This window comes from Streptomyces sp. 796.1, from assembly GCF_047525675.1.
In the GTDB taxonomy this organism is placed as follows: Bacteria; Actinomycetota; Actinomycetes; order Streptomycetales; family Streptomycetaceae; genus Streptomyces.
Window position 1 is genome coordinate 25,128 of the sequence record NZ_JBLIWA010000051.1, and the last position, 24,760, is coordinate 49,887.

General features: G+C 74.7%; 21 protein-coding genes. 9 read left to right on the plus strand and 12 right to left on the minus strand.

Annotated features, from left to right (window positions below):
- Positions 1-173 precede the first annotated feature (173 nt).
- The 3 genes from ACMA1D_RS28400 to ACMA1D_RS28410 all read right to left on the minus strand — a co-directional run bounded on the left by ACMA1D_RS28400 (position 174) and on the right by ACMA1D_RS28410 (position 3,560).
- Complete coding sequence (locus ACMA1D_RS28400; protein ID WP_414726846.1) at positions 174-1,103, minus strand: sugar phosphate isomerase/epimerase family protein; 930 nt, start codon at positions 1,101-1,103, stop codon at positions 174-176.
- Positions 1,100-2,278 (minus strand): DUF993 family protein, encoded by a 1,179-nt coding sequence (locus tag ACMA1D_RS28405; protein WP_414726847.1) that lies wholly within the window; start codon positions 2,276-2,278, stop codon positions 1,100-1,102. Before ACMA1D_RS28405 ends, ACMA1D_RS28400 begins: the two co-directional genes overlap by 4 nt.
- A 97-nt stretch (positions 2,279-2,375) precedes the next feature.
- On the minus strand, positions 2,376-3,560 hold the full coding sequence (locus ACMA1D_RS28410; protein WP_414726848.1) for a Gfo/Idh/MocA family protein: 1,185 nt from the start codon (positions 3,558-3,560) through the stop codon (positions 2,376-2,378).
- A gap of 588 nt (positions 3,561-4,148) precedes the next feature.
- On the opposite strand from ACMA1D_RS28410, the gene ACMA1D_RS28415 reads away from it, so the two are divergent.
- From ACMA1D_RS28415 to ACMA1D_RS28430, 4 genes are all read left to right on the plus strand, one after another.
- The gene (locus ACMA1D_RS28415; RefSeq protein ID WP_414726849.1) at positions 4,149-5,075 is read left to right on the plus strand and encodes a TetR family transcriptional regulator C-terminal domain-containing protein; all 927 of its coding nucleotides are present in this window, start codon (positions 4,149-4,151) and stop codon (positions 5,073-5,075) included.
- Positions 5,076-5,485: 410 nt separating this feature from the next.
- Positions 5,486-6,373: a 3-keto-5-aminohexanoate cleavage protein gene (locus tag ACMA1D_RS28420; RefSeq protein ID WP_414726850.1), complete on the plus strand. Its 888-nt coding sequence runs from the start codon at positions 5,486-5,488 to the stop codon at positions 6,371-6,373.
- Positions 6,374-6,423: 50 nt separating this feature from the next.
- Positions 6,424-7,389 (plus strand): 3-hydroxyacyl-CoA dehydrogenase NAD-binding domain-containing protein, encoded by a 966-nt coding sequence (locus ACMA1D_RS28425; protein WP_414726851.1) that lies wholly within the window; start codon positions 6,424-6,426, stop codon positions 7,387-7,389.
- Positions 7,386-7,961 (plus strand): thioesterase family protein, encoded by a 576-nt coding sequence (locus ACMA1D_RS28430; RefSeq protein WP_414726852.1) that lies wholly within the window; start codon positions 7,386-7,388, stop codon positions 7,959-7,961. Before ACMA1D_RS28425 ends, ACMA1D_RS28430 begins: the two co-directional genes overlap by 4 nt.
- Positions 7,962-8,165: 204 nt before the next feature.
- Here the strand turns inward: ACMA1D_RS28430 and ACMA1D_RS28435 are convergent, their stop codons facing one another.
- Together ACMA1D_RS28435 and ACMA1D_RS28440 are read right to left on the minus strand one after the other, a co-directional pair.
- Positions 8,166-8,405 (minus strand): DUF2277 domain-containing protein, encoded by a 240-nt coding sequence (locus ACMA1D_RS28435; RefSeq protein ID WP_349992458.1) that lies wholly within the window; start codon positions 8,403-8,405, stop codon positions 8,166-8,168.
- A gap of 36 nt (positions 8,406-8,441) precedes the next feature.
- Positions 8,442-9,269, minus strand: coding sequence for an alpha/beta fold hydrolase (locus tag ACMA1D_RS28440; RefSeq protein WP_414726853.1), 828 nt, complete (start codon positions 9,267-9,269; stop codon positions 8,442-8,444).
- Positions 9,270-10,270: 1,001 nt separating this feature from the next.
- On the opposite strand from ACMA1D_RS28440, the gene ACMA1D_RS28445 reads away from it, so the two are divergent.
- A complete protein-coding gene (locus ACMA1D_RS28445; protein ID WP_414726854.1) occupies positions 10,271-10,909 on the plus strand; it encodes a TetR/AcrR family transcriptional regulator in 639 nt (212 codons plus the stop codon).
- Between the two features lie 36 nt (positions 10,910-10,945).
- Here ACMA1D_RS28445 and ACMA1D_RS28450 read toward each other — a convergent pair whose 3' ends face one another.
- Positions 10,946-11,902, minus strand: coding sequence for an NADP-dependent oxidoreductase (locus ACMA1D_RS28450; protein ID WP_414726855.1), 957 nt, complete (start codon positions 11,900-11,902; stop codon positions 10,946-10,948).
- 71 nt (positions 11,903-11,973) lie between these two features.
- Between ACMA1D_RS28450 and ACMA1D_RS28455 the strand changes: the two genes are divergently transcribed.
- The gene (locus tag ACMA1D_RS28455) at positions 11,974-12,930 is read left to right on the plus strand and encodes a GlxA family transcriptional regulator (RefSeq protein WP_414726856.1); all 957 of its coding nucleotides are present in this window, start codon (positions 11,974-11,976) and stop codon (positions 12,928-12,930) included.
- A 259-nt stretch (positions 12,931-13,189) separates the two neighbouring features.
- On the opposite strand, the gene ACMA1D_RS28460 is transcribed toward ACMA1D_RS28455, so the two are convergent.
- The 4 genes from ACMA1D_RS28460 to ACMA1D_RS28475 all read right to left on the minus strand — a co-directional run bounded on the left by ACMA1D_RS28460 (position 13,190) and on the right by ACMA1D_RS28475 (position 17,955).
- Positions 13,190-14,236 (minus strand): lysophospholipid acyltransferase family protein, encoded by a 1,047-nt coding sequence (locus ACMA1D_RS28460; protein ID WP_414726857.1) that lies wholly within the window; start codon positions 14,234-14,236, stop codon positions 13,190-13,192.
- A gap of 38 nt (positions 14,237-14,274) precedes the next feature.
- A complete protein-coding gene (locus tag ACMA1D_RS28465; protein WP_414726858.1) occupies positions 14,275-15,033 on the minus strand; it encodes a GNAT family N-acetyltransferase in 759 nt (252 codons plus the stop codon).
- A gap of 648 nt (positions 15,034-15,681) precedes the next feature.
- Entirely contained in the window at positions 15,682-16,767 is a 1,086-nt protein-coding gene (locus tag ACMA1D_RS28470) for an SGNH/GDSL hydrolase family protein (protein ID WP_414726859.1), read from the minus strand.
- Positions 16,768-17,601: 834 nt separating this feature from the next.
- Positions 17,602-17,955 (minus strand): ArsR/SmtB family transcription factor, encoded by a 354-nt coding sequence (locus tag ACMA1D_RS28475; RefSeq protein WP_414726860.1) that lies wholly within the window; start codon positions 17,953-17,955, stop codon positions 17,602-17,604.
- Positions 17,956-18,049: 94 nt separating this feature from the next.
- Between ACMA1D_RS28475 and ACMA1D_RS28480 the strand changes: the two genes are divergently transcribed.
- Positions 18,050-20,560 carry a heavy metal translocating P-type ATPase gene (locus ACMA1D_RS28480; RefSeq protein ID WP_414726861.1) on the plus strand — a complete coding sequence of 837 codons (2,511 nt, stop codon included), beginning with the start codon at positions 18,050-18,052 and terminating at the stop codon, positions 20,558-20,560.
- 185 nt (positions 20,561-20,745) lie between these two features.
- Here the strand turns inward: ACMA1D_RS28480 and snpA are convergent, their stop codons facing one another.
- A complete protein-coding gene (gene snpA / locus ACMA1D_RS28485) occupies positions 20,746-21,423 on the minus strand; it encodes a snapalysin (protein ID WP_414726862.1) in 678 nt (225 codons plus the stop codon).
- 261 nt (positions 21,424-21,684) lie between these two features.
- Complete coding sequence (locus ACMA1D_RS28490) at positions 21,685-23,061, minus strand: MFS transporter (RefSeq protein ID WP_414726863.1); 1,377 nt, start codon at positions 23,059-23,061, stop codon at positions 21,685-21,687.
- Between ACMA1D_RS28490 and ACMA1D_RS28495 the strand changes: the two genes are divergently transcribed.
- Positions 22,969-23,721, plus strand: a complete 753-nt coding sequence (locus tag ACMA1D_RS28495) for an AraC family transcriptional regulator (protein WP_414726864.1) — start codon at positions 22,969-22,971, stop codon at positions 23,719-23,721. The genes ACMA1D_RS28490 and ACMA1D_RS28495 overlap by 93 nt on opposite strands.
- Before the next feature lie 79 nt (positions 23,722-23,800).
- A complete protein-coding gene (locus ACMA1D_RS28500) occupies positions 23,801-24,289 on the plus strand; it encodes an RrF2 family transcriptional regulator (protein WP_414726865.1) in 489 nt (162 codons plus the stop codon).
- Positions 24,290-24,760 lie beyond the last annotated feature (471 nt).

The window sequence follows — 24,760 nt, forward strand, 5'->3', positions numbered from 1 at the left end:
CAGCCATCGGGCTGGCGGGAATCGGACATCGCGTTGGTGGGGTGGGAGGGAGGTGGGAGTGATGTTGCTGAGCGGGTGGGCTGCGCGCCGGCCGGGGGCTTGGCGGGCCGGGACCCTCGCGAGCCGCGGCTTAGTGGGCCGAGGCTTGGCGGGCCGGGACCGGCGCCCCGTCCTCACGCCACGTGGGTCAGATAGCGCCGCACCGTCTCCGCCAGGACCTCCGCGCCCTCGCGGGCCCACAGCTCCTCGTTGAAGATCTCCACCTCGATCGGGCCGCGGTAGCCGGCCGCGTCCACCAGGTCGCGGAAGGCGCGCAACGGGATGCTGCCGTCGCCGAGTTGGCCGCGGCCGAGCAGCACCCCGGCGGGCAGCGGTGTGATCCAGTCCGCGAGTTGGCAGGCCGCGATGCGCCCGCCGCTTCCGGCCCGGGCCAGTTGGCTGGCGAGCGTGTCGTCCCACCACAGGTGGTACGCGTCGGCGACCACCGCGACCTGGTCGGCGGGGAAGAGTTCGGCGAGGTCGAGCGCCTGCGCGAGGGTGGAGACCACACAGCGGTCGGCCGCGTACATCGGGTGCAGCGGTTCGATCGCCAGCCGTACCGCGCGCTCGGCGGCGTACGGGGCGAGTTCGGCCAGCGCGTCGGCGATCCGTGCGCGGGCGCCGAACAGGTCACGGCTGCCGGCCGGCAGGCCGCCCGACACCAGCACCAGGGTCGCGGTGCCGAGCGTGGCGGCCTCGTCGATGGCGCGCCGGTTGTCGGCGAGCGCGGCCGTGCGGGCGCCGGGGTCGACGGCGGTGAGGAACCCGCCGCGGCACAGGCTGCTCACGGTGAGCCCGGCGGCGCGCACCAGGCGGGCCGCGCGGGCCGCTCCGTACGCCTGCACCGGTTCGCGCCACAGGCCGACGCCGGGCACGCCCGCCGAAGCGCAGCCGTCGACCAGTTCGGGCAGCGACCACTGCCGCACCGTCTGCTGGTTGAGGCTGAACCTGCGCAGGCCACCCGGGGGCGGGCCGACCGGGTCAGCCGGGTCGGGCGGGGGTGCCGGGCGCGCGCTCGTCCCGCCCGCGGCGTTGCCGTGCTCGGCGCTCCCCGTGGTGCTCATGCGGGCACTCCATGGCTGGTGAGCAGGTGTCGCATGCGGGCCTCGGCGAGCGTCGGATCGGGGAACAGGCCGATGGTGTCGGCGAGTTGGTAGGCCCGGGCGAGGTGCGGGAGCGAGCGGGCGGTGTGCTGGCCGCCGAGCATCACGAAGTCGCGCTGGTGCCCGGCGAGCCAGGCCAGCAGGACCACGCCGGTCTTGTAGTGCTGGGTGGGGGCGGCGAAGAGGTGGCGGGCGAGCGGCACGGTCGGTTCGAGGAGCGCGTGGAAGCGGCGCCGCCCGGCGGGCCCGTCGCCGAGGGCGCGTACGGCGTCGGCGGCCAGCGGGGCGAGCGGGTCGAAGACGCCGAGCAGCGCGTCGCTGTGCCCTCGCCCGTCGCCGGCGATCAACTGGGGGTAGTGGAAGTCGTCGCCGGTGTAGCAGCGCACGCCGGCCGGCAGCCGGCGGCGGAGCGCCACCTCCCGGTCGGCGTCGAGCAGCGAGACCTTGATGCCGTCGATGCGGCCGGGGTGGGCGGCGACGACGGCGAGCAGCGTCTCGCCGGCCAGGTCGAGGTCGGCACTGCCCCAGTAGCCGTGCAGCGCGGGGTCGAACATCGGGCCGAGCCAGTGCAGGACGACCGGCCGTGCGGCCTGGCGCACCACCCGTTCGTAGACCCACAGGTAGTCGTCGGCGCCGCGGGCCAGCGCAGCCAGCGCGCGCGAGGCCAGCAGCACGGCGTCCGCGCCGGCCCCTTCGACCACGGCGAGTTGCTGCTCGTACGCGGCGACCACCTCGTGCAGCGTGCGGGCGGGCCCGGTGAGGTGGTCGGTGCCCACGCCGCAGACCAGGCCGCCGCCGACGGTCCGGGCCTCGGCCGCCGAGCGGCGGATGAGGGCGGCGGCGGCCGGCCAGGTGAGCCCGGCGCCGCGCTGTGCGGTGTCCATGGCCTCGGCCACCCGCAGCCCGTGCGCCCACAGGTGGTGCCGGAAGGCCAAGGTGGCGTCCCAGTCGACGGCCGCCGGCGCGCCCTCGCCGGCGGCCTGCGGCGCGGCGACCACGTGGGCGGCGGCGAAGACCGTACGGGCCGGCTGCCGGCCGGGGTCCGGCCGGCCCGGGCCCCGGGCGACGGGCGGCGCGGGCTCGGGGCGCGGCTCGTAGGCGTGCAGTTGCCCGTCCGCACCGGGCAGCCGGATCACGGCGCACCTCGCCGGTGGGCGGTGGGCTGGGGCACGCGAGCCCCACCGGACCTGCGAACCCCGCGTCCCCCACCGGCTTCCCGGGCCGGAACGCCGGTCACAGCGTCAGCTCCGGGACCGGCAGGCGGCGGCCCTCTGCGGACGAGCGCAGCCCGAGTTCCGCGAGTTGCACTCCGCGCGCGCCCGCCAGCAGGTCGAACCGCCAGGGCTCGTCGAGCACCACATGGCGCAGGAACAGTTCCCACTGCGCCTTGAAGCCGTTGTCGAACTCCTCGTTGTCCGGCACCTCCTGCCACTGCTCGCGGAAGGCGTGACCGGCCGGCAGGTCCGGGTTCCACACCGGTTTCGGGGTCATCGACCGGTGCTGGACGCGGCAGCCGCGCAGCCCGGCGACGGCCGACCCCTCGACCCCGTCGACCTGGAACTCCACCAGCTCCGCACGGTCCACGCGCACCGCCCACGAGGAGTTGAGCTGGGCCACGACGCCGCCCGCGAGCTGGAAGGTCCCGTACGCGGCGTCGTCCGCCGTCGCGCGGTAGGGCCGGCCCCGTTCGTCGTGGCGCTGCGGGAGGTGGGTGGCGGTCTGCGCCTGTACGGTGCGGATCTGGCCGAAGAGCTCGCGCAGCACGTACTCCCAGTGCGGGAACATGTCGCGGACGATGCCGCCGCCGTCCTCGGCCCGGTAGTTCCACGACGGGCGTTGGGCCGTCTGCCAGTCGCCCTCGAAGACCCAGTAGCCGAACTCGCCGCGCACCGACAGCACCCGCCCGAAGAACCCGCCGTCCAGCAGCCGGCGCAGCTTGCGCAGGCCGGGCAGGAACAGCTTGTCCTGCACCACGCCGTGCTTGACGCCCGCGTCGGCGGCCAGCCGGGCCAGTGCGAGCGCGCCGGCCAGGTCGCAGGCGGTGGGCTTCTCGCAGTAGACGTGCTTGCCGGCGGCGATGGCCCGGCGCACGGACTCCTCGCGGGCCGAGGTGAGTTGGGCGTCGAAGTAGACGTCCACGCTCGGGTCGGCCAGCACCCGGTCGACGTCGGTTGACCAGTGGCGCAGCCCGTGCCGTTCGGCGATGGCCCGCAGCGCGTCCGCGCGCCGCCCGACCAGGATCGGTTCGGGCCACAGCACCATTCCGTCGCCCACCTCCAACCCGCCCTGCGCGCGGATGGCGAGCAGCGAACGCACCAGGTGCTGCCGGTAGCCCATCCGTCCGGTCACCCCGTTCAGGGCGATGCGCACCGTACGGCGTCCTGCGGTGTTCGCCGGCCCGGGTCGCTCACCGGTCATCGGTCCTCCTTCCGTCCGCGCGGCGCCACCGGGCGGACCGGGGCACGCCCGACGGCCGCACGCGCCTCGCGCACCTCTGCTCGCCGCTGCTCGACCGGGCTCCGCCGCGGGTGCGGTACGGGCACGGACGTGGTTCGGGTGCGGGTGCGGTACGTCCCGGGCGCCCGGCCCGGCAGCCGGCTGGAGAAAGCGCTTTCACCCGCAAGGTAACCCACGCCGCGCACCGCTGGGGAGTACGCACCCGCGCCCGCGCCCCGAAGGACCCCAACGGCGCTCCCCCGCGGCCCCGCGACGGCCGGACACGCCGCCCGGGTCGGGTGAGACCCCGCCACGACCGGGGGCACGGGCCGCTCCCGGGCGCACGCCGGCGCCCGGCGCCGCCCCCGCCCCTCTCGCCCCGGGGCGCCCGCCGGCCCGCGCCCGAGGTGGCGGGCGGATGCGCCCTGTGCTCCCCCCGCACCACTCACCATCCTGACTAGTGAATCAGCACATGACAGCGGCTTAGTACGCCGTATTTCCTGGTCATTACGGCAAGGCTCAGAGGGTCAATGTTGTGGTGATCTCAACACGCTGCTACGGTCCCCAGCCATGGAGGAACAGCCAGTGCAGCAGGGTGACCGCACCGCGCAGGCCGTGCCGGTGGGTGGCGGTGAACCGGACGGGCACACCGTGCGGACGCGGGTCACCGAGGTGATCGACAGCCTCGGGTGCAGCCGGCGGGAGTTCGCGCGGCGGATCGTCATGGACCCGTCGAAGCTCTCCCGCTCGCTCGGCGGCACCCGCCGCTTCACCATCGCGGAGGTCGTACGCATCGCGGACGCGGGCGGCGTCGACTGCGGCTGGCTGCTGGGCGGCCCCGGGCTCGGCCCGCTGCCCGAGGCGGCTGCGGCGCCGCCCGGCCCCGGACAGCCGTCCGGCGCCGCCGCGCCGACCGAGGGCCGGCCGCTCCAGATCGTGCGGGAGACAGTGCGGCTCATCGCCGAGCACGGCTTCCACGCCGTACGCGTCAGTGACATCGCCGCCGCCTGCGGCACCAGCACCGCGGCCATCCACTACCACTTTCCCGGGCGCGACGAGCTGTTGGAAGCGGCCGTGCGGTGGTGCATGGACGAGGACACCGCTCGGCGCGCCGCCGACGGGCTGGCCAGTACCGATGCGCGGTCCGAGTTGCTGCGGCTGATCGAACTCCAGACGCCGCGCACCGCGCAGCAGCGCCGCCAGTGGTTGGTCTGGCTCGACCTGTGGGCGGAGGCGGCGCGGTCAACGGCCGTCGGCAAACTGCACGGGCACTTCTACCGGCAGTGGCGGGCCACCCTCGCCGACGTGCTGCGCCGCGGCCGTGACCAGGGGGTCTTCCGGGCCGACCTGGATCCGGAGAGCGCCGCGCTTCGGCTGGCCGCGCTGATCGACGGACTCGCCACCCAGGTCCTGGCGACCGCCCCCGGCAGCACCACGCCGGACGACATGCACGCCATTCTCACGGCCTTCGTCACGGACGAACTGACCACTGACTGACCACCGACTGAGCTCCGACTGGCTTCCGGCTTGGTTCGGGCCGGTTTCCGACTGCCCGCTGACCGGCCTTGGGACACCCTCTGGCTGGCGTCTGGCTTGCGCACGGGACCCGGCCCGTACGGACCAAAGACCCCGTGTACGCACCGACCCGCGACCCGCGGCTTGCCCCCACGCCACGCCCACGCCCACCGGTCACGCCCCGACGGGCGGACCGGCTGGCAGACCGACCGGCCACCGGCTGGCTGACGACCTGCCGCCCGGCCGACGCGTTGGACGGCGCCCGGCCGACCGGCTAGCTGACGCCCGACCAACCGGCCGACCGGCAGGCACCCCACCTGCCGGTTACCGCACACACCGAACACCCCCGGCGCCCTGCCCGCGCACGGCGCCCCGTCCTCGAAGGGACCCCCATGAACGACGAGGTCATCATCACCTGCGCGCTCACCGGCGCGGGCGACACGGTGGGCCGCAGCCCGCACGTGCCGGTCACACCGCGACAGATCGCCGCATCGGCGGTCGAAGCGGCCGGGGCCGGGGCCGCCGTGGTCCACGTGCACGTCCGCGATCCGGAGAGCGGCGCCCCCTCGCGCGACCCCCGGCTGTACGCCGAGGTGGTCGAGCGCATCAAGGAGACCGGCACCGACGTCATCATCAACCTGACCGCCGGCATGGGCGGTGACCTGGTCATCGACCCGGAGCAGCCGTTGCGCCACCTGCCCGGGACCGATCTGGTCGGGGGGTTGGAGCGACTGCCGCACGTCGCGGAGCTACTGCCCGACATCTGCACGCTCGACTGCGGCTCACTCAACTTCGGCGACGGCAGCAACCTCTACGTCTCCACCCCCGACATGCTGCGCACCGGCGCCAAGCGCATTCAAGAGCTCGGCGTGCGGCCGGAGTTGGAGATCTTCGACACCGGGCAACTGTGGTTCGCCAAGCAACTGCACGCCGAGGGGCTGCTCGACGACCCGACGGTGTTCCAACTGTGCATGGGCATCCCCTGGGGCGCCCCGGCCGACACCGCCGTGCTCGCCGCCATGGTCAACCAGTTGCCCGCCGGCGCCCAGTGGGCCAGCTTCGCGCTGGGCCGGATGCAGATGCCCTGGGTGGCCCAGGCGATCCTGCTCGGCGGCAACGTACGGGTGGGCCTTGAGGACAACCTCTACCTGAGCAAGGGCGTCAAGGCGACCAACGGCCAGTTGGTCGAACGGGCCGTGCAGATCACCGAGTTGCTCGGCGCCCGAGTGGCCACGCCCGCCCAGGCCAGGGCCCGGCTCGGCCTCGCCCCGCGTGTCTGACCCGCACCGCACCCACCCCGCACCGCCCCACCCCTCGTGAGGAGCCTGCCATGTCCCCCATCGCACCCGACCACGTCCGCCGCGTCGCCTGCGTCGGCGCCGGAGTCATCGGCGGCGGCTGGGCCGCCCACTTCCTGGCCCGCGGCTACGACGTCACCGCCTGGGACCCGGCCCCGGACGCCGAAGCCCGGCTGCGGCGGCTGATCGACGCGGCCTGGCCCGCCGTACGGGAACTCGGCCTGGCCGACGGCGCGTCCCCGGACCGGCTGACCGTCACCGGCACGCTCGAAGAGGCCGTTTCCGAGGCGCAGTTCGTCCAGGAGAGCGCGCCGGAGAAGCTGGAACTCAAGCAGTCGCTCCTGGCCGATCTGGACGCGGCCACCCCGGCCGATGTGGTGATCGCCTCCTCCACCTCGGGCTATCCGATGACCGACATGCAGACCGCAGCGGCGCGCCCGGGGCGGCTGGTGGTGGGGCACCCGTTCAACCCGCCCTATCTGATCCCGCTGGTGGAGGTCGTCGGCGGGGAGGCGACCGAGCCCTGGGCGGTGGAGTGGGCGTCCGCGTTCTACCGGGCGGCGGGCAAGTCCGTGATCACCATGGAGCGGGAGCTGCCCGGCTTCATCGCCAACCGGCTCCAGGAGGCACTGTGGCGCGAGGCCCTGCACATGGTGGCGGCCGGCGAGGCGACCGTGGCGGACATCGACGCCTCCATCACCGAGGGCCCGGGGCTGCGCTGGGCGTTCATGGGCCCGTGCCTGACCTTCGCGCTCGCGGGTGGCGAGGGCGGCATGGCCCATATGCTCGACCACTTCGGCCCTTCGCTGAAGGCGCCGTGGACCCGGCTGGAGGCGCCCGAACTCGATGCGGCGCTGCGTACGGCGATGGTGGACGGCTGCGCCGAAGCCGCCGGCGACCGGGACCACGCGGCGCTGGTGGCCGAGCGCGACCGGGGCGTCATCAATGTGCTGCGGGCCACCGGCCGGCTCCCCCAGCAGGGCGGTGACCGGGCATGACGGGCCCTGACCTGCTCCCACTCCCGGTCCACGCGGAGCCGGTGCGGCCGGAGTGGATCGACTACAACGGCCATCTCAGCGAGGCGTACTACGTCCTGGTCTTCGGACACGCGACGGACGCCCTGATGGACCACGCCGGGTTGGACGCCGACTACCGGCGGCGCACGGGCTGCTCGCTGTACACGGTCGAGGCGCACGTGCGCTACCTGCGCGAGGTGCCGCAGGGCAGCGCGCTCACCGTGCGTACCCGGCTGCTCGGCGTGGCGGGCGGCAAGGCCCACTTCACGCACGAGATGTACGCGGCGCCCGGCCCGTCCACCGCGGACGCGGCCCGGGGCGCGGCCGGGGCGGGCGACGCCCCAGCGGGCGGCGGTGTTGGCGGCGGCGTCGGGGGCGGCGACCAGGCGGTGCCGCCCGGTGAACTCGTCGCGACCGAGGAGCTGTTCGCCCTCCACGTCGACCAGCACACCGGGCGCACCACCCCGCTTCCGCAGCCGGTCCTGGCCCGCCTGCTGCCGCACGTCGAACCGGCCCCGCGCTGGGCCGGCCGCGGCATCCGGTCCATCGCGTAACGACAGCGACCGGGCGAGGGCTCCGGTGGGGGCCGGCGGGAGCCGGGGAGGCCCGGCGGGGCGGCCTGCCGGAGGACCGAGAAGGGGCGGCCGGGCCGTGACCGGCCGCTCCCCCGCACGGCACGTCCCCGCACCGTACGCCCTCCACGTCCCGTACGGCACGTCACCACGCGGCACGACCCCACGCGGGTGGGGGCGCGCCGCTCAGCCCGCCGCGCTGTCCGCGCGGCGACCTCCGCCACCCCGTATCTCCAGGCTGTCGAGCAGCCGCTGGGTGGCCCCGGCCACCGCTTCGACCGCCTCGTCGAAGGCGACGCGGTTGTGCGCGGCCGGCGCCCGGAAGCCCGAGACCTTGCGCACGTACTGCAACGCTGCTGCACGGATGTCGTCGTCGCTCACCTCGGGCGTGGCCGGGGGGCGGAGCGTCTTGATGCTTCGGCACATGCTTCCAGCGTAGGACGGGGGTGTGACAATGCCCGTTCAGCCGGTCGGGTCGGCGGCCGGCAGCGCGTCGAGGAAGGCGCGTACGGCCCGTGCGAATCCGGCCGGATCGTCGTCGTGCACCCAGTGTCCGCAGCCGGGGAAGGTCCGCAGCACGGACCCGGGCCGCCGGTCCACCATCTCGGTCGCGAGCGGGGTCGGCAGGACGGTGCTCGCGGCGCCGTGGACCAGCAGGGCGGGGCAGGTGGAACCGAGCCAGTCCGCCCACCAGTCGCCGACCGCCGCCCGCTGGGAAGCCATCATGGCGTCCGGGTCGAAGAGGAAGCCCCAGCCGTCCGCGCGCTCGACCGCGCTCTCCAGGAAGTACCCCGCATCGGGTATGCCGCGCGCCTCCACGAGGCTGCGCAATCCGGCCAGCGTGGGGGCCCGGCGGGGCCAGTCGCCGACGTCGAGCACCGGGTGCGCCACCCGCGGCCTGCGGTTCTCGGCACCCCCTTCCTCCACGACCAGAGCGCTCACCAACTCAGGTCGCCACGCGGCGAGTTGGAAGGCCGTGAGGCCACCGACCGAATGTCCGACGACCGGAACGGGGCCCAGCCGCAGCACCCCGACGAAGTCCGCCGCGTCGGCGACGTACGCGGCCCGCCCGAAGTCGCCCGCGTCGGCCACCGGATCGGCGCTGCGACCGTGCCCGCGCTGTTCCAGGGCGATGACCCGGTACCGCGGGGCGAGCGCCACGGCCAGCCCCGCGAACGCCCTGGCCCGCCCGAAGTGCCCGTGCAGCGCGAGCACGGGCCGGCCGGGGCCACCCGGATCGAGGTAGCGCAGCGGGCGCCCCCGTACGACGGCGGTGGATTCGGTGAGCATGCGGGATTCCTTGCGCGTGGCCCTGCCGCACGCGGGCCGACCGGGGTGCGTCCGTACGCGACGGGGGCGGGGCGTGGGACGCGCGGTGCGGCGAGGCGGGTGCGGGGTGGGGTGGGGTGGGGTGGGGTGGGGATCGGGTGGCATGGCGTGCCCGCCGACCATTAACGTAACGATCGTTTCCTTAACGTGCAACAGCGTTGCGCGGGGCCTGGCGCATGCCTGTCGGCATTGCTGCGGAGTGAGGTGGTGCGGTGCGGTGCGCGGTGACGCACGATCGGGGGGATGCGCGGCCATCCGCGCAAACGCGTCCCGCGCGCGAAGCAGCCCACCGGCCCGGCCACTCCGAGTACGGCGTGGGGGCTTTGCCCGTGCCCTGGACAGGGCTCCAGGCCGCGGCGTGGAAACAGAGCGGCGCGTTCCCCGAGGCACTCAGACTGCATCACGGGAAGGACCAGGAAACAGCGGCGCAGGCCGTAACATCGCAGACCAGGAAGAGGTTCCCGGCATCCGCAGGGGTACCCCCGGCCGACGCGCGAGGCCGCCCGAGCGCGGCACGACGTCCCCGCACAACGCGGGGCCCACATCACACCACTCGCACCAGCCGCTGGCCGCGCAGCCCCAACTCGCCAGCTCCAAGCGGCAGTTCACGGCAAGCAGGTGCTCAGCGGTCGACTGCGCGTCGACCGCAGCGTGACGGCCGGCGTCTGCGCCGCGTCGGAGTGGGCGGGGCGGGCGCGGCGCGAGCGCGAACGACCCGGCGAGCCGCTCGGCAAGGTCCGGCGGCTCGCCCCCGGGCCAGGGCGGGCCGCCCGGCCCGCGGCCGGGCGACGCCGGGCCATCGGATGGCCACGCCGGGGCCGCCTCCTCCCCGTACCCGCCCGTGACCAGCGGGGTCGTCCCGCCGGACGGAGGGCTAGGCTGACCCGGGCGCGCCGGCGCCCGGCCCGCGGATCACACGCTCCCGCGCGCCCCGCACCGTCCCACCCCGAGGAGCACCGCGCATGGCCAGGCCGCGCGACCCACAGCGCCGTACCGAGCTGCTGGACTCGATCATCGAGTACCTGGCCGAGCACGGTCTCGCGGGCCTTTCCATGCGCCCGCTGGCGCAGGCGCTCGGGCACAGCACCCGGGTCCTCACCCACCACTTCCGGGACAAGAACGAGCTGATCGACGCCATCCTGGTACGGCTCGACGATCGCCAGCGGGACCGGCTCAGCGCGCTCCCCGGGTGGGCCGAGGGCCGCAGTCTCGGTTCGGTGATCCGGGCCTCGTGGGACTGGCACTTGACGGACGAGTACCTGCCGGTGGTCCGGCTGCTCCACGAGATCGAGGGGCTGGCGGCCGGCGGGCGACTGCCGGGCACGCACGTGCCCGGCATGTTGCGGCAGCGGGCGCTGTTCGTCGCCGAGGCGCTACGGGTGCACGGCGTCCCCGACGACGTCGCCGAACGCCGGGCCACCCTGCTCAACTCCGCCTACGCGGGCCTCCAACTCGACTACCTCACCACCGGCGACCACGCACGGGTGCAGGCCGCCGTGGACGACCTGGTGGCCCTGGCCGACGTCTGGACCGGCGCCGCAGCACAGCAGGAGGCGCCGCAGCCCCCGCCCGCCCGGGGTGCCACGGCGCCCGGCGCCTGACCGGTCCTCGCGCGACCGGGACCGATCACGCCCGGCTCAGTCCACCGTCAGCACCAGCTTCCCGGTGGTGTGGCCCGTCTCGCCCAGGGCGTGCGCCCGGGCCGCGTCCGCGAGGTCGAACGTGCCGGCGATCTCGGCGCGCAACCGCCCGTCCGCCGCGAGCGCGGCGATGCCCGCCATGCCCGCGTGGTCGTCCTCCACCACCATGACCGTGGCCCGCACCCCGAGCCGGTCGGCCTCCGCGAGGAGCGCCGGGTTGCCCGGGTCGATACGGAGCGAGACCAGCGTGCCGCCGCGGCGCAGGCTGCGCAGCCCGGGCAGCGCCTGTTCACTTCCGCGGGAGTCAAGGACGACGTCGACGCCGCGGACGGCCTCGGCCAGGTCGGTGGTCCGGTAGTCGTGCACCTCGTCGGCGCCGAGCGACCGCAGGAAGTCGTGCTTGGGCGCGCTGGCAGTGGCGATCACCTCGGCCCCGTGGGCCTTGGCGATCTGCACGGCGAGGTGGCCGACGCCGCCCGCCGCGGCGTGCACCAGCACCCGCTGCCCGGCCGTCACCCGCGCCGTGTCGACCAGGGCCTGCCAGGCGGTGAGGGCGGCCAGCGGCAGCGCCCCGGCCTGTACGTGGTCGATGCTCGCCGGCTTGGCGGCGAACGCGCGGGCCGGGCCCGTGACGTACTCGGCGTGCGTGCCCACCCCGTACGGGTACGGCACCATGCCGAACACCTCGTCGCCCGGCGCGAACAGCGTCACCCCGAGGCCGACCGCCTCGACCACTCCCGAGGCGTCCCAGCCGAGCACGAACGGCGGCTCGCCCAGGAAGAGCCCGGGCAGGCCGCGGTGCTTCCAGTCGGTGGGGTTGAGGCCGGCGGCGCGTACGCGCACCAGGACTTCGCCGAGTCCCGGCTTCGGGCGCGGCAGCCGGACCTCCTTGAGTACCTCGGGGCCGCCGATGGCGTCCTGGCTGACGGCCCGCATGGTGATGGTGTCGTTCATGGCCCCAGCCTGCGCCGTCGCCGCCCCCGACAGGCAGTGGCACGAAGGTCATTCACCGATAGGATCATGCCATGCATCGTGTGGTCGTATTGGCGCTGGACGGCGTCTACCCGTTCGAACTCGGCATCCCGCAGCGCGTCTTCGGTTCCGCCGGCGACCGGTACGAGGTGATCACCTGCGCGGTCGGTGACGGCCCTGGCGAGCGTTCCGTCCGCACATCGGCGGACTTCGTGCTGACCGCGACGCACGGCGTGGAGGCGCTGGCCACCGCCGACACGGTGGTGATCCCGCCGTACGAGGCGGCCATGTCGGACGAGCCGCTGTCGGCGCCGGCGGCGCGGGCCCTCGCGCTGATCCCGGCCGGCGCGCGTACCGTCTCCATCTGCACCGCGGCCTTCGCCCTCGCCGAGGCCGGGCTGCTCGACGGCCGGCCGGCCACCACGCACTGGGGGCTCGCCGCCCGCTTCCGGGCCACGTATCCGCAGGTGGAGCTGGATGCGAGCGTGCTGTTCATCGACGACGGCGACATCCTCACCTCGGCCGGTGCCGCCTCCGGCGTCGACGCCTGTCTGCATCTGGTGCGCAAGGACCACGGCAGCACGGTCGCCAGCGGGGTGGCGCGGCTGTGCGTGGTGCCGCCGTGGCGCGAGGGGGGCCAGGCGCAGTACGTCGAGATGCCGGTCCCCGAGCCGTCCGCGGCCGGTACGGCGGCGACCCGCGAGTGGGCGCTCGGCCGGCTGGCGGAGCCGCTGGTCCTCGCCGACCTGGCCGGGCACGCCCGGATGAGCCTGCGCACCTTCGCCCGGAGGTTCCAGGACGAGGTGGGGATGAGTCCGGGCCGGTGGCTGATCCAGCAGCGGGTCAACCGGGCCCGTGGCCTGCTGGAGAACAGCGACCTGTCGGTGGAACAGATCGCCGGCCGGGTGGGCTTCGCGACCGCCACCTCGCTCCGGCACCACCTGCACGCCGCGATCGGGGTGTCCCCGCAGACCTACCGCCGTACGTTTCGGGCTGCCGCCCACGCCTGACCTGGGTCTGGGTCTGCAACGGGCCGGTCCCGGAGGGACACGACCCCGGGGCCGGGCCGGAAGGTCGGATCAGGCACGGCCGGATCGGGAGCCCAGGCCGGCGGCGCAAGACCGCACGGCGGGCGAGCGGCACGGCCCCACGCACAGCACGCCCGGCAGCCCCACCGGCCCCGCTAGCCCCACGGGCCGCACGGCCCGACACGCGACGGCGGCCGTGCCACCACCGGCACGGCCACCGTCGCGTGCGGCGGTTGCGGCGTCAGCGGCTGCGCGCCCCGCCGCCGCGTGCCGTGGAGGCGCGGCGCTCGGCGACCGGGGTGGCCCGCCGGTGCCGGGCCGCCGGCCGCGTACCGGACCCGCCGGTCAGGTCCGCGTCGCACAGGAAGTCGGTGCCGCAGATCGCGTCGGCGGGGACCTGGAGGCTGCGCCCGCAGGCGGCGCCCCGTACCCCCGTGGCGTCCGCGTCCACCCGTGCCCCGACGCCGCTGGCCGGGTCGACGGCGGGGGCGGTGTCGCGCACCGCGTCGCGCGCCCGGGCGGCGAGTTCCCGCCGGTCGCCGCTGGTCGGCTGGATCGCCTGCTGCACCTGGACGCGTACGGTCAGCCCGTCCGCGCTCATGATCCGGCGCAGCGAGCTGCCGAAGTCGTCGTCGCCGACGAAGGCCGCCACCGTGCTCAGGGCGTGGTGCTGGAAGTAGCCCAGGGTCACCGGGCGGACCGGGGCCCCCGCGTCGATCGCCGCCTGGAAGGTCGCCCGCCGGAACTCGCCCGTGGTGCCGGCGCACCAGGTGGCGCCCTGCGGGAAGACCATCACCGACCGCCCGCCGCGCAGCAGTTCGGCGATCTCGTCGACGGTACGGGGCAGGCCGCGCACGCTGTCGCGGTCGATGAAGCGGGTGCCGGCGCGCTGGACGAGTTGCCCGACCACCGGCCACTCCCCCACCTCGCGCTTGGCCAGCATCGTCACCGGCTCGACGGCGAGCAGGGCGATCACATCCAGCCAGGAGACGTGGTTGGCGACCACCAGCGTGCCGACCCCCACCGGGGCGGTGTCCGGCGCCCCGGCGAGCAGCCCGGGCGGGGGTGTTGCGGGTACGGCGGGCTCGGTGCCCGCGACGCTCAGCGGCCCGCCGGCGTGTTCGAGTCGAACACCGAGCGCGGCCAGCAGGCCCTGCGCGTGCCCGCGCACGACGGCCGGGTCGGCCAGCGCGTCGCCCGCGGCCATCGCGCGCAGTACGCGACGGACGAAGGCCACCGACCGGCGCGCGGCACGCGCCTTCGCCACCTTGTCGACGGCGTGCGCCACGCAGCGCTGGTCGCACGGCGACGCGGGGGCCCAGGCGTTCACTGCGCGTCGCCGAGGAAGTAGCGCCGGTAGCGGTCGTTCATCTGCTCGGTGTCGAGGACGACGAAGAAGTCGGCGTCGTCGAAGTCGCGCTCGTGGTGCGGGGCGCCGCACATCCAGGCACCGACCCGCAGGTAGCCGCGGAGCAGCGGGGGCAGGTCGGAGTAGGTGGGCTTGGCGTCCAGCGGCTGGTGCGGCGTCCACGGGTCGCGCGGCTGCACCCGCAGCTCCGGCGGGGCAGCGTGCCGGGTGGTGCCCAGCAGCCACGCGTTGCTGGCCGCCTGTCCGCCGTCGGCCAGCGAGACGGAGGCGCAGCCGGCGAGGTAGCGGTGCCCGGAGAGCAGGACGTAGCGGGCCAGGCCGGCCCACATCAGGTTGATCACGGCGCCGGAGCGGTGGTCGGGGTGCACGCAGGCGCGCCCGGCCTCGACCATCGATGAGCGCACGTCGAGCGGCAGCCCGCGCAGGTCGAACTCGCCCTCCGAGAAGAGCCGTTCGCCGCGCCCGGGGGGAAGCAGCCGGTAGGTGCCGACGACCTCGCCGGTGTGCTTGTCGCTGACGATCAGGTGGTCCATGACGTCGTCGAACTCGTCCACGTCGAGCCCGGCCGTGGTGGAGGGCAACTTGGCCCCCTGCTCCTCACCGAAGACCTGGTAGCGCAGCCGCTGCGCGGCCTCGATCTGCTGCCGCGTGTCCGCTATGGCGGTGATGTAGGAGTCGGTGGCCGCCGTTACGGTGGACGTCGAGAGCGTAGGCATTCTGGTCTCCGTTCAGGGGGAATTCAGCAGCGTCATCGGTCCCGGTCGGCAATCGTTTGCTGCCCGGCTATGCATGGTTCTTTCGCGCGTCGGTAGAATGCCCGCTCTTCGAAGAGCCGAGAAGCGGCCTTGGGCAAGCATTTCGCTGGCGCTGTGAAGTATTCCGACGGCTGCGAAAGTCGCAGTGTCCGTACGGTTATTCATATGCTGCCAAGGGATGACGAAGACGGGACGCGGCAGACCGCGCCTCGCCCCTGACGAGGCACGGCCCACCCGGGGATGGGTCGCTTCACGTCCCGTCCGCACCGGTCACACGTGGCGCCGGAACGGTGCCGGGCAAGAAGGGGAAGAACCTCTCCGCCGGGCCGGCAGTGGCATTCGTGGCCGAACTCCCGATTGCCGCGGAAATGTCGCCGCTTCCCTGTCCGCACTCCCCTTATTCATGGGGTGGCGATTCCTTGCAGAATATCTTGGCGATGATCATTGCGTTACGGCGGGGGTGGCGCGGAGCGGCCCGTACGGCGGTACGGGACGGCGAATGCCCCACCGTCAAGACTCGCCCAGGGCCGCCCGGGGCCACCCGTGGCAAAGGCGCCGGGCCGGGCCCGGCGCCTCCCCCCATCCCGCCTCACTCCACCCCGCCCAGCCTCATTCCGCACCGCTCCGCGCGGCTGCCGTCAGCGCGTTGAACACCTGCCCGGCCACGCCCTCCATCGCGCTGCGGCGCGGGTGGTAGTGGGCGGCGGCGAGCGGGTCGATGTCCTTGCCCTGGATCCAGGCCCGGCTGCCGGGTGCGCAGGCGTCGTGGCCGAGCGAGACGCCGTAGGTGTCGACGTACTGGGTGTCGCCGTCCCGTTCGGCCGCCTCGGCCATCGAGGTGTTGAGGGCCCGTTCGACGGCGTCGAGCCAGCGCAGGTCCCCGTCGGCGAACGGCAGCACGTCGGGGCAGGAGCCCTGCGGCGGTGCGATGCGCGGGTAGCCGACGAGCACGACGTGCGCCCGCGGGGCGCGTTCGTGGATGGTGCGCAGGATCGTCGAGACCCGCGCGGAGACCTGCTGCGCGTGGTCGATGAGGGTGTCCACGCCGTCCACCGTGTACCGCCGCTGGCACGGGTTGCCGGTGGGGTCGCCGGGCCGCAGCCCCGGGCAGACCTCGGTCAACTCGCCGAAGATGCCGAAGTCGTTCCCCCCGATGCTGAGCGTGACCAGATCGGTCTGTCGGGTCAGCGGATCGAGCTGTGGCCGGTTGCTGCCCAGCGGTACGGACTGCGGCCGGGTCATGTGCGTGGTGTCGGCGCCGCCGCAGCTCATGTCGGTGTAGGAGGGGATGCGGAGGGCCCGGGCGAGCAGGGCCGGGTAGTTGGCGGTGGACCGGAAGCAACCGGCCGGGTCCAGGCGCATCAGCGGGATCAGCGGCCCGGAGACGTAGGAGTCGCCGAGCGCGACGTAACTGCCGTAGCGCGCCTCGCGGTCGCCGGACGTCGGTGCGGTCGGCCCGTCCGGGGCCGCGGTGGCGACACCGGGCGCCGCGACCAGTGCACAGGTCGCGGTCAGCGCACCGGCGACGGCGAGCCCGAGCCGCCGGACCGGGCGCAACCGCCGCGCGGCCCGCGCGGGGCGCGGCCGGCGCAGGAGCCGCGCGCGGCGCCCGCCGCGGTTCTCGCCCCCACCACCGGCGGGTACGGGGCGCGCCGAACGCGCCGATCGGAGCTGACGTACGTGCCGTAGAGCCATGGTGACCTCACCCGGGTTGGAGTTGGTCGGTGCTGACGACGGGGGTTTGTGCGGGGTGCTCTTCGCCCCGTGGGCCGCGGAGGTACGGGCGGTGCCCACGGGCCGCTCGGGACCGGTGGGGCCCGGGCGCACCGGCAGGCCGCGACCCGGCCGGCCAGCCGCGCCGAACCGCCCGCCGCCGAAGCCGGGAGCGCCGCCCCACGACGCGCCCGGCCCGGCGCGCCGCTACCCCTCTCCTTGTCCTTGCCCATACCGCTCGCTCTCGACGGAGGAATGCCACGGGTCGAGCCACGGAAGTACCTGGACGTACGCCGTACGCGGTGCGTCACCCGCCGGCGCTCCGGTACCGCACGGGACGGCCGCCGGGGGCGACCGGGTGCGGGTGCGCCGGAGTTGGCGCGGGTGCGGTGCCGCCCTCCGCCGGGTGCGCTCGGGCGCGCGCCGCGGAGGCCGTCCGGGTCCCGAACGGGACCCCGCCCCCACAGGACTGCCCGCATTTCGCCGGACCACTACTGACTCGCAGCCACTCAACCGTGCGGATTTCACGCCGAATTCGGGCTCGCGCGGTAACGGCGCTGCCGGGTGTGCCCGCACGGCCGCGGCGGAGCTGGTCATCGCGCTGATTGCTGCGCGGGGCGCCGAGTGCGCCGAAGGCGCCGGCCGTTGCGCACGACACGGCCGTGGTCACCCGCGGCAGGGCGCACGGGCGCGCGGAGCGGGCGTCGGAGGCGGGGGCGCGCCCCGAGCGAGTACGCGTCGGGCCGACGGAAGAGCAGGGAAAGCCCAGCGGCGGCGAGACGGTGGGGCGAGGTGGGGAGGGGAAGGGCCGGGTCGCTAGCCGGCGCGGCGGGTGACGGTGCCGCCGGCGCCGCTCGGGCGGTGGTGGTCGACGTGGCTGAGGGCCTGCTCGATGAGGGTGGCCACGTGGTCGTCGTGGAGCGAGTAGAGCACCCGGCGGCCGTCCCGGTGCCCGGCCACCAGGCCGAGGTGACGCAGCATCCGCAGGTGGTTGGAGACCGTGTTCTGCTCCATGCCCACCTCGGCGGCGAGCTCACCGACCGGGCAGGGCGATCGCAGCAGCCGGTCCAGGATCTGTACGCGTGCGGGCGAGGCGAGTGCCTGCATGACCTCGGCCACGGCAAACGCCCGCTCCCGAGAGATCAATTCGCCCGCTTTCCCTGCTCCCATAACGCAAATGGTACCGGTAATCATGTGACTGGCCCGGGGCCGGAGCTGGCCGAATCCCCACTAACACATCACGAAGTCATGATATTTTGAGCTCATGATCTCGCGGGAAGATTGCGCCGGCGCCGACGCGTTGCGCCTCGACATCACCGATGTACTCCCCGGGCCGCACGCACGCTGTGAGCCGTGCGTCGAACGCGTCGTCATCTCACTCGGGCGGCGCAAGGCCATCGGCTCCGTGCACCGGACACCGGACGGCACGGGCGCCGGCGGCGCCGTCTGCGTGCACTTCGACGCGGCGGCCTGCGGCGCCGAGCAGGTGCGCAGGGAAGCGCTCGCCGTCGGCGCCCGCACCGGAAGGGCCCACGGCGAAGACCAACACCCGACGCCCATCCACCGCCCCGTCCCCCACCCCACGCCCGCCCTCGCGCCCACACCAGCACCTCCACCCGTACCCGTACCGACGCTGCTGCCGGCACCGGCCGGCGCCCCGGAAGTCGGCACCGCCCCCGCCGACGCCCCACCAGGCGAGCACGACCAGCCGCCCGCCCACGACCACCGCCACCCGGCCGGGCACGACGACGGGCACAGCCACGGGCACGGGCACAGCCACGGCCAAGGTCACGGCCACGACCACGGGCCGTTCGGCGAGCGGGCCGAGTTGGTCTTCGCGTTGTTGGCCGGGCTCGGCTACGCGGCCGGGCTGCTGCTCGACCACGCGACCGGCGCGCCCGACGTCGCCCCGCTCGTGTGCTACCTCGCCGCCTACGCCTTCGGCGGGTTCTTCACGGTGCGCGAGGCGATCGCCACCATCCGGGCCGGGCGGTTCGAGGTCGACTTCCTCATGCTGGCCGCCGCCGTGGGCGCGGCGGCGATCGGCAAGTGGGCCGAGGGCGCGGTGCTGCTGTTCCTCTTCAGCCTCGGGCACGCGCTGGAGGAGTACGCGATGGGGCGGGCCAGACGCTCCATCGAGGCGCTGGCCGACCTCACGCCGCGGACCGCGCTGCTCCGCGTGGGCGCGCACACCACCGAGGTGCCGGTGGAGCAACTGGTGCCCGGCGACACGGTGGTGATCAGGCCGCACACCCGGGTCGCGGCCGACGGATTCGTACGCGGCGGGTCCGGCGCCGTCGACCAGGCGGCGGTCACCGGCGAGAGCCTGCCCGCGGACAAGGTGCCGGTGGCCGACCCGGCGGGCGCGCTGCGGGCCCCGGGGGCCGTGCCGCCCGAGAGCCGGGTCTTCGCCGGCACCGTCAACGGCGCGGGCGCCCTGGAGGTGACCGTCACCAGCCGGGCCGCCGACAACACGCTGGCCCGCGTGGTGGCCCTGGTGCGGGACGCGGAGACCCGCCAGTCGCCGGCCCAGGCGTTCACGGCCCGCCTCCAGCGCATCTTCGTACCCGCCGTCATCGGCACCGTCGGCCTGCTGCTCGGCGCCTTCCTGGTGGTGGACGAAGCCTTCTCCGCCTCGCTGTACCGGGCGATGGCCGTCCTCGTCGCGGCCAGCCCCTGCGCCCTGGCCATCGCCACGCCCGCCGCCGTGCTGAGCGCGGTGGCGCGGGCGGCCCGCAGCGGAGTGCTGATCAAGGGCGGCGGCCCGTTGGAGCGGGTGGGCCGGGTGACGGCGGTGGCGTTCGACAAGACGGGCACGCTCACCGACGGCCGGCCCCGCCTGACGGACGTGGCCCCGGCCCCGGGCGTGACCGAGGACGAACTGCTCGGTACGGCGCTGGCCGTGGAGCGGCTCAGCGACCATCCGCTGGCCCAGGCGGTGGTGCGCGACCTGACCGCCCGGCTGGGCGGGGCCGCCGCGCCGGTCGCGGACGACCTGCACACCACGGTCGGCCGCGGCGTACGGGCCAGCGTCGGTGGCGTGCCCGCGGCGATCGGCAGTACGGCCTTCTTCCCCGACCCGGAACACCCGGCACAGTCAGGGCAGTTGACGGCTGGCGGCGCGCCGCTGCCCGTCGCGCTGCGGGACCTCGCGGAGCAGTGGGAGCGGGCGGGGCGCACCACGATGGTCGTCCGACTGGGCGAGCGCTACCTCGGCGTGCTCGGCGTGCTCGACACCCCGCGCCCGGAGGCGGCGGCGGTGGTGGCCCGGCTGCGGGCACTGGGCGTGCGGCGGGCCGTCATGGTCTCGGGCGACAACCAGCGGGCCGCCGACGCGGTGGCCGACGCGGTGGGCCTGGACCAGGCGTGGGGGTCCCTGCTGCCCGCCGACAAGGTGGCCGCCGTCGAGCGGCTGCACGCCGCCGGGCACCGGACCGCCGTGGTCGGCGACGGCGTCAACGACGCACCGGCGATGGCGCGTGCCACGGTGGGCATCGCAATGGGCGCGGCCGGTTCGGCGGTGGCCCTGGAGAGCGCCGACATCGCCCTGATGTCCCCGGGTCTCGACAAGTTGCCGCTGGTCACCGGGTTGAGCCGGCGTACCAGCAGGGTGATCAAGCAGAACCTGTTGCTGAGTCTGGGCATCGTCGCGGTGCTGGTGCCGGCCACCGTGCTCGGTCTCGGCATCGGGCCTGCGGTGCTGGTCCACGAGGGGTCCACGCTGCTGGTCGTCGCCAATGCACTGCGACTGCTCGGCTATCCCGAGCACGACTAGCGGCCGGTGGCCGCGCTGCCGGTGCGCCGCCGCGCCACGGTCGCCCGGCGACCTGGCGCGCGGCGCCGCTGCCAGCGGACGCGAGGGCGGCCCGGCTCCTTGTCCTGAGCCGGGCCGCCGCCGCATCACACGCATCACCCGCGCATCACCTGCGCGGATCACTCACCCATCGCCGAACTGGCCGATCAGCGGGCGTCCTTCAGGAACGAGCCCTTGCCGAACGCCGTGAGACCGTTCGCCCAGAGCTGGTTCACGCGGGAGGACTCCTGCGCGTTCGGGTAGGGGTTGGTGCAGGACGGGCCGGGGCCGCCACCGGACATCAGCTCGCTGCACGGACCCGAGTAGCGGTCCGGGAGGCCGAGCACGTGACCGGTCTCGTGCGCGGTGACCCGCACCGAGTCGTACTGCTGGTTCTGCCGGTAGTCGAGGAAGATGTAGCCGCGGCCGTGGCCGTTGGTGCTGGCGTACGAGCCGCGCGAGTCATTGCCCTCGCGGTATTCGAAGTCGTAGCTTCCCGAGCCCTCGCGCAACTGCACGTTGCGCACCGCGCTGTTCCAGATCTGGGTGCTGCGGGCGATCTGGGAGGCGAAGGTGGGGGCTCGTCTCGCGCTGTACGTCACGGTGACGGCCAGCGAGCCGGTCTTGGCCTGCTTGGCCTTGGCCGACTTCATCACGGCCTCGAAGAAGGCCTTGGTCGCGGCCTGGTTCTCGCCCGACGCCTCGTAGGCGGCGATGCTGGTGGCCGTGCTGACCTGGGTGTCCGCGGCCTTGGTCGACGTGGCGGAGGCGGACGGCAGGGACACGACCGAGGCGGCCAGACCGAGGCCGAGCGAAGCCGTCAGAAATATCTTGGAGCGCTTCATGGGGGGTACTCCATTCCCGACCCGGAACACCCACCGACCGCTCGGATAGCGGTGAAGGCGCTCCGGATTCAGCTCAGTTGTCGAGCTGAGTCTCGGGGAGATTCCCGCACCCGTGGAGCATGTCACTTGTCGATAGCACCAGGTAATAGCCCGCCAGTGGGGCCGTGGCCGGCCGGGTGCGCGCAGCCGCACGGGGGGCCGACCCGCGGCCCGGGCCGCGGGTCTTGGGGGCACCCGCCAGGCATCGCGGGAGACGCCGTCTCACTCGGCGGTCCGCCCGGCGGTCCGTGGCTGCGGGGCGGCCGGCCCGACGGCGCCGCGCTTCGGCGTCTTCGGTGCGGCCGGTTCGGCCAGCGTGTACGACAGCGCCCAGCAGGCGAGCGGCATCGTCACCAGCGTGGCGAGCGCCCACCGCAGCGAGGTCGCCTCGGCGAGCGCGCCGACCAGCGGGCTGGCGATGCCGCCGATGCTCACGGCGAGGCCGAGGGTGACGCCGCTCGCGGTGCCGACCCGGTTCGGCAGGTAGTCCTGCCCCAGGGTGACGTGCAGCGAGAAGGGGACGTACAGGGCGACGGAGGTGGCCGCGACGAAGAGGTACACCAGCGGCCCCGGCGCCAGCGGGATGCCCGCGACGGACGGCACGGCCACCGCGTACGCCACCCGCAGCGCCCGCACCCGGCCCCAGCGCGCGGCCAGCCGGCCGCCGAGCAGGGTGCCCACGGCACCGCCGGCGAAGAGCAGGAACAGCGCCGCGGCGCCGGCCGTGTCCCCGGCGCCCAGGTACTCGCGCACGTACAGCGAGAGGAACGCGCTGAGCCCGACGTAGGCGATGGAGCGGCAGATGACGATCGAGGAGAGCCGTAGGAACTGCGGCCAGTCGTCCGGGCCGATCCGCTCCTTGCCACCGTGGGCGCCGGTCGCGGCGGCGGGGAGCGCGGCCCCCGACCACAGCACCAGGGCCACGCCGAGGGCGGCGGGCACGATCAGCAGCGGGGTCGCGGACAGGCCGCCGACCGCGAGCACCGGGGTGACCATGACGGGTGCGAGCGCCCAGCCGATGTTGCCGCCGAGCGAGAACCAGCTCATGCCCATGTGGTTGCCGCCGGTGGCGATCCGCGCCACCCGCGCGGCCTCGGGGTGGTACGCGGCGACGCCGAGCCCGGAGAGCGCCACCGCGCACCAGGTCAGCGCGTACCCCTGGGCGAGTCCGGCCAGCGCGATGCCGAGCCCGGCCGCGGCGATGCCGCCGGAGATCAGCCAGGGCATGGGCCGGCGGTCGGTGAGGGCGCCGAAGGCGGGTTGCACCACCGAGGAGAGCAGGGTGGCGGCGAGCACGATGCCCGACACCTCCACGTAGCTGTAGTCGCGTTCGGCCACCAGGAACGGCACCAGGGCCAGGACCGCGCCCTGGTAGACGTCGTTGCAGGCATGTGCCGTGGCGAGCAGGCCGATGGCCGATGGTCGGCGACCGATGCGCCGGAAACGTGTCATGCATCGATCATTGAGCAGGCGGCTGCTGGCCTGCTTCCGATAAATTGCCAACCGATGTCGTACATCCGCCACACTCCGCGCGCCTCCACCGCGGTCCGCCGGCTGCCACCCGGTTTCGGCGTCGGGGCGCACCACCACGACGACCACCAGATCGTCTACGCCGGGCGCGGCGTGCTGTCGGTGACCACGGACGCGGGCAGTTGGATCGCGCCGGCCACCAGTGCGCTGTGGATTCCGGCCGGCACCGTGCACGAGCCCCGGGCCTGGGGCGAGACCGACCTGCACACGGTGGGGCTGCCGGCCACGGTGAACCCGCTGGGGCTCGACCGGCCGGCGGTGCTGACCGTCGGACCGCTGCTGCGCGAGCTGATCCTGGAGTACACCCGCGACCCGACCGACGCCAGCCCGGAGCGGCGGCGGCTGCTGCGGGTGCTGCTCGACCGACTGCGGCACTCGCCCCAGCGACCGATCCACCTGCCGACGGCGCGCGATCCGCGGCTGGCCGCGGTGTGCGCCCTGCTCTTCGAAGACCCCACCGACCGGCGTACGTTGGCCGCGCTCGGCACCGCAGTGGGGGCGAGCGAGCGCACCCTCGCCCGGCTGTTCCGGGCGGAACTCGGCATGACGTTCCCGCAGTGGCGCACCCAACTGCGCCTGCACCGCGCGCTGTTGCTGCTCGCGGAGGGGATGCCGGTCACCGCGGTGGCGCACCGCTGCGGTTGGGCGTCGGCCAGTGCGTTCATCGACGTCTTCCGCCGCACCCTGGGCCACACCCCGGGCGCCCGCAACCCGGGCAACAGTGGCTGAACCGGCCCCGGCCCGAGCCCCGTACGCCGCCCGCCCCAACCCGGCAGGCGGCTGAAACTCGACGTGTAATCTCTCGATCATGCAACTGGCCAAGGGCGTGGAGTGGGGGCTGCACTGTTGTCTGGCCCTGGCGTGGCTCGGGGACGCCGAGCCGGTGCCCACCGCGAAGCTCGCGGCGGTCTTCGACCTGCCGCAGCCGTATCTGAACAAGCGTCTCCAGGCCCTGGTACGGGCCGGCGTGCTCAGCTCGTCGCCCGGCGCCCGGGGCGGCTTCCGGCTCGGCCGGCCGCCCGAGCAGATCACGCTGATGGACGTGGTGGCGGCCATCGAGGGGCCGGACGACGCCTTTCGGTGCACGGAAATCCGCCAACAGGGCGCCGGGTTCGGCACGGACGCCCCGGAGTTCGCGCAACCCTGCGGCATCGCCGCCGCCATGCGCAAGGCCGAACTCGCCTGGCGGCGCGAGCTCGCGGCGCAGACGCTCGCCGACCTGATGGCGACCACGCCGCCGGCCTCCGCGGACCGCGTCCGCCGCTTCTACGCCCGGCTCGGCACAGTCGCCGGCTGACCCAACGCGGGACCGGTCAACCGCCGTTGGCCCGTACGGAGAGCAGGGGCCAGGCTGGCGCCAGCCGCTCGGCTTCGGGCCCGCCGGCCCCCGGCCCGTAGCCGAGCGGCCACCGGACAGCAGCACCCCGGCCCGGGGCCCGAGGACCCACATCGGTACGCGAAAGAGCCCGGGCCTTGGGGGCCCGGGCTCTTCACCACGGTGACGTGCCCGGCGCCGACGCGGTGGCCGTGCGGTGGGGACCACGGACCCCGCCCAGCCCCGGCCACACCGCCGACCGCACGGTCACCCGTACGGCCTCGGCTATGCGGCCGAGCCCCGGCCCGCCGAACCGCGGCCCTGACCCTGGCCCTGACCGCCGCTGCGGCCCGAGCCGCGGCCCCGGCCGCCGCCTCCGCCCTGACCTTGACCCTGACTCTGGCCGCTGCGCTGGCCGCCGTCGCCGTGCGGCGCACCGCGGCGGGCGCGGGC